Raw genomic sequence first — 4,308 nt, 5'->3', positions numbered from 1 at the left:
CCCCGCAAGACCCTGGGCGGCATCACCCCCGCCCAAGCCATGGAACGGCTACTATTTGAACCAGAAAAACCCGCCGTTGCAACGACCGCCTGAATCCGCCGATCCCTCAGTGGGACGGCCGTTGGCACGCGTTGGTCCGAGCCGCCTTACCTGGTTCCCCTAGGGTGTTGTCATGACTGAGCGCTATTTCTTCTCCGCCGAAGCGGACAGAGTTGATCGTGCCCGCGTGCACCTGTGGCTCAGCGAGCAGTCATATTGGGCGCAAGGCCGGGTTCGTGAGAAGCAGGATGCAGCTATCGACGCCTCCCGGAACTACGGGGTGTACGACATCGGGACGGGAGAGCAGATTGCTTACGCTCGTGTCGTGACTGACGGCGTTACGTTTGCTTGGCTTTGCGATGTGTTCGTGGCGACCGAAGCCCGCGGCCAAGGCATCGGCAAAATGCTAGCGGCTGGCGTCGTGGCGGATCTGGAAGCTCTAGAACTGAAACGGATTCTGTTGTCTACCGGCGATGCTCACGGGCTTTACGCCCAATACGGCTTCACCGAGCTAACAGAGCCATCGAAAATGATGGCTCTCGTCCGTTGACCCATCCTTTGATTGTGTCAAGTATTTGCGGCCCCGGTAGGACGGATATCTCCGGCCCCACTTAACCGTGATCGGTTCCCGCGCCGCCGAAGGGCTGACGGGAAGATGTCGGCTTCAATGCGACCTTATGCTTTCCGCGCCGGCGCGATGGCTGCCCGGACGTCGGTCGTCCTCGCACACATGAGGAGTGTCCCGTATGGCGCCCCGTCACCGGACAGTTCACCGGACTGGGCTACCGGATGCCGTTTTCGCCGAAACACCAACGTCGCAGGTCAGAAGGGCCTTGACCCCGGTTGTGAATCGCGGCGGTATTTGGCGTTATTTTGTCAGCGCTAAGTGGCAGGCCCGGCTCAGCGCTCCGTGGGTGGGCTTGGGCTATTAGGTGTTCACCGTGGGTGGGGGGTGCCGGGGATTCCCGCTCATCGCCGGCCGGTGATGAGTGCCCGGTGTGAGGACGTGGCGGTTACCCGAGTCGCATTGCTGCCACTCACGGTGGACGTCGATCGCGGCGTCCCGCGGCTGGTACTCCATCGGCAGTCGGCGTTCGGTCCAGTCCTTGGCGAACTCGGCGGAGAAGGTGGCCAGTTCGAAGTACTTGCGGTCATCGACGTAGTGCGGTTCGTAGTCGTCGCGCTGGGTGAGGAAGACAACCTTCTCGGGGCTGCAGTAGTACAGCGAGCCCAGGCACATCGGGCCGGGATGGGTGAGCACGTAGATGGTGCACCCGGTCAGGTGCTCGGTACCGAGTCGGGTACAGGCCCCGGGGATCGCGAGGATCTCGGCGTGCGCAGTTGGGTCGTTCGTCTGGGACACACGGTTGGTGCTCTCGGCGAGAATCTCGCCGTCGCGGGCAATGACGGTCGCGAAGGGTCGCCCACCTTCCTCGACGTCGGCACGGGCGATGTCGATGGTGCGTTGAATGAAGTCCGTGATGTTCCTGGGCTGAGAGGCGAGTTCGGGCGCAACCGTGGCTGTGTCCTCATTCCGAGGACACAGCCACGGTGGGGATCAGAACGGTTTGGTGGGCAGGTATTTTCCGTCGAGGGTGATCACGGCACGTGAGCCGCCGTCGGGGTCTTCAACTTTCTTGATGTCCAGCTTGAAGTTGATGGCACTGATGATGCCGTCACCGAACTGTTCGTGGACCAAGGCCTTCAGGGTGGAGCCGTAGACCTGCAGCATTTCGTAGAAACGGTAGATGGTGGGGTCGGTTGGGATACCGCCGGGGATGCTGCCGCGCAGCGGGATGGTCTGCAGCAGCATGGAGGCGTCCTCGCCCAGACCCAGGCGCTCAGCGACGATTTCCGCAGCGGTTTCAGGCAACGGATGCTGGCCGAGCAGGGCGGCGGTGACGAAGGCAAGGCTCAGACCAGTGCCATCGGTCAGTTCCTGCCAGGAGAGGTCCTTGCGCATCTTGGCGTCGATGATGGCGGCGGTCAGTTCCTCGCGCGGAGCCTGGGTGTTCTGGGAATGAATCATGGTGTTTTCCTATTCTTTCGGTGCTATCAGGTGGTTAGGCGGCCAGGCCGGATGTGGCCGGCGTGGCACTGGTCTGAGGGTTGTCCGCAAGTGGGACAAAGAGGCCGGTGGCACCGTCCAGGGTGTCGATGGAACCGGTTTCGATGTCGTAGACCCAGCCGTGGAGGTTCAGCCGGTTCTGGTCCAGGGCCAGGGAGACGGAGGGATGGGTCCTGATGTTGGTCAGCTGGGCGATGACGTTCCCGCGGACCATGGCCTCCAGTCGCTCCTGGGCCGATCCGTGGGTGCGGGCGGCGTTGACGGCCTTCGCCGCGTCGGCATGGGCAAGCCAGCTGGCCACGGCCGGCAGGTGGTCCAGGTTCGTGTCGGTCGAGATGGCAGTCATCGCTCCGCAGTCGGAATGGCCACAGATGATGATGTCCGTGACGCCCAGGACGGCGACCGCGTACTCGACTGTCGCGGAGACACCGCCGGGCTCCGGTCCGTAGGCCGGCACGATGTTGCCGGCGTTGCGGATCACGAACAGGTCACCCGGTTCCCGCTGGGTCAGCAACTCCGGCACGACCCGGCTGTCCGAGCAGGCAATGAACAGAGCCCCGGGGTTCTGGGCGGTGGCCAGCTCCTTGAATAGTCCAGAGCGCTCCGGAAAGGCTTCCCGTCGGAATTTCAGAAAGCCTTCGATGATGTCTTGCATGGGCCGTCTCCTTATGTTTTGGGGGATAACTCAAGGATGACGGAAATGAACTATAGTGTCCAAGACTTGTTTGCAATGAAATCAATAAGTATTTCCTATAGTTGGAGGTCGTAATGCTACGCCACATTCGTTACTTGACCGCGGTCGCGGAACACCAAAACTTCACCCGCGCGGCCGAGGCACTGCATGTCTCCCAACCGACGCTGTCGCAACAGATCAAGCAACTGGAGCACTCGCTGCACGTCCGGCTCTTGGACAGGTCCGGGCGGACCGTGCGGCTGACAGACGCCGGCGAGACCTACCTGCGCTATGCCCGCCGCGCCCTGCGGGAGCTTGACGCCGGAACCCGGGCCATCCACGACGTGCAGGATCTGAGCCGTGGATCGCTCCGGCTGGCGATGACGCCCACGTTCACCGCTTACCTGATCGGTCCACTGGTCGAACGCTTCAGCACCCGCCATCCCGGCATCACCTTGAGCGTGCAGGAGATGACCCAGGACCGCATCGAGGCGGCACTGGCCGAGGGCACCCTCGATCTAGGCATCGCTTTCGCCGAGGGGCGTTCGTCCGAGATTGAGACCCAGGCTTTGTTCGTCGAAACCCTTGGCCTGGTCGTCGGCAATAACCACCCCCGCGCCGGCGCGCAGGCACCCATGGCCCTGCGGGAGTTGGAACAAGAGGGGCTTGTGCTTCTCAGTAGCGACTTTGCAACCCGGCGCCACATCGACCTCCACTTCCGGGACCACGGCATTGCCCCCCGCATCGCGATTGAAGCCGACTCCATCAGCGCGATCGTGGAAATCATCCGCCGCGGCCAACTCGCCACCGTGCTGCCCGAAGCCATTACCCGCGAACAGCCAAGGCTTCACCTAGTGGACCTGTCGCCGGCCATTCCACATCGCACGGCAGCCCTGCTCAGAAGAAAAGGCGCTTACGTGAGCGCTGCCAGCCAGGCCTTCAGCGAGCTGTCATCGACGTGGGGCTAGTCGCCTGACCTACGTCAGAAGGCGCCTGCACAACTGCGGCCGGTGCAATCCGGTGCGCCCTCGGACTCTCGATCTTCCTGTGTGGCCTCTGCGTCTTCAGGGAGGTCAACGGCGCCGCAACTGGCTGTTTCCGCATGTACAAAGAAGAGGAAGGAAATATCGGCGGAAGGCTTCACCTTCGCTGACGTTCCGGCGATATAGTTCTTGGGCTTCATGTACATGTGCATGGGAGTCCTGGCCGTTGTCGTCATGGCAGTTGAGGCTTTCACGTAGCCAAATCCCCGGGGCACGGGATGCGATCCAAAGGACGCTTGTCTAGCGGAACATCTCAGCAAAGGGTGGCGAGTTCAATCGGTCGTTGCAACACCCCTTTTATTGTGAGGTGTTGCCCATGTTGTCGAAGAAGGGGGCCCGGTTCTGGGTGTTGATGGCCCAGGGCTCGACGCTGATCGCGGCGTGCGAGGCTGGAGTGGATCGACGAACTGGCCGTCATTGGCGTCAAGCAACCGGCGGGCGGATCCCGCGCAAGAAACCCGAACCTTCGGGCCGGTACCTGTGCC

5 protein-coding genes and 1 pseudogene are annotated in these 4,308 nt (G+C 62.3%); 3 read left to right on the top strand and 3 right to left on the bottom strand.

Going from position 1 to position 4,308, the window contains the following annotated elements; genetic code table 11:
- Window positions 1-172: 172 nt before the first annotated feature.
- Window positions 173-589, top strand: coding sequence for a GNAT family N-acetyltransferase (locus tag ABIB51_RS23035; RefSeq protein ID WP_354191707.1), 417 nt, complete (start codon window positions 173-175; stop codon window positions 587-589).
- A 378-nt stretch (window positions 590-967) separates the two neighbouring features.
- On the opposite strand, the gene ABIB51_RS23030 is transcribed toward ABIB51_RS23035, so the two are convergent.
- From ABIB51_RS23030 to ABIB51_RS23020, 3 genes are all read right to left on the bottom strand, one after another.
- Window positions 968-1,510, bottom strand: coding sequence for a nucleoside deaminase (locus tag ABIB51_RS23030; RefSeq protein WP_354191709.1), 543 nt, complete (start codon window positions 1,508-1,510; stop codon window positions 968-970).
- Between the two features lie 87 nt (window positions 1,511-1,597).
- On the bottom strand, window positions 1,598-2,068 hold the full coding sequence (gene cynS / locus ABIB51_RS23025) for a cyanase (protein ID WP_354191705.1): 471 nt from the start codon (window positions 2,066-2,068) through the stop codon (window positions 1,598-1,600).
- 34 nt (window positions 2,069-2,102) lie between these two features.
- Window positions 2,103-2,762: a carbonic anhydrase gene (locus tag ABIB51_RS23020; RefSeq protein WP_354191704.1), complete on the bottom strand. Its 660-nt coding sequence runs from the start codon at window positions 2,760-2,762 to the stop codon at window positions 2,103-2,105.
- 113 nt (window positions 2,763-2,875) lie between these two features.
- Between ABIB51_RS23020 and cynR the strand changes: the two genes are divergently transcribed.
- The gene (cynR, locus tag ABIB51_RS23015) at window positions 2,876-3,748 is read left to right on the top strand and encodes a transcriptional regulator CynR (RefSeq protein WP_354191702.1); all 873 of its coding nucleotides are present in this window, start codon (window positions 2,876-2,878) and stop codon (window positions 3,746-3,748) included.
- A gap of 391 nt (window positions 3,749-4,139) precedes the next feature.
- A pseudogene (locus tag ABIB51_RS23310) lies at window positions 4,140-4,308 on the top strand (IS30 family transposase); the annotation flags it as partial.

The sequence above is a fragment of the Arthrobacter sp. UYCu712 genome (assembly GCF_040547005.1).
GTDB lineage: Bacteria > Actinomycetota > Actinomycetes > Actinomycetales > Micrococcaceae > Arthrobacter.
Note: the sequence above shows the minus strand (reverse complement) of the source record. Positions and strands in the feature narration are given on the sequence as shown.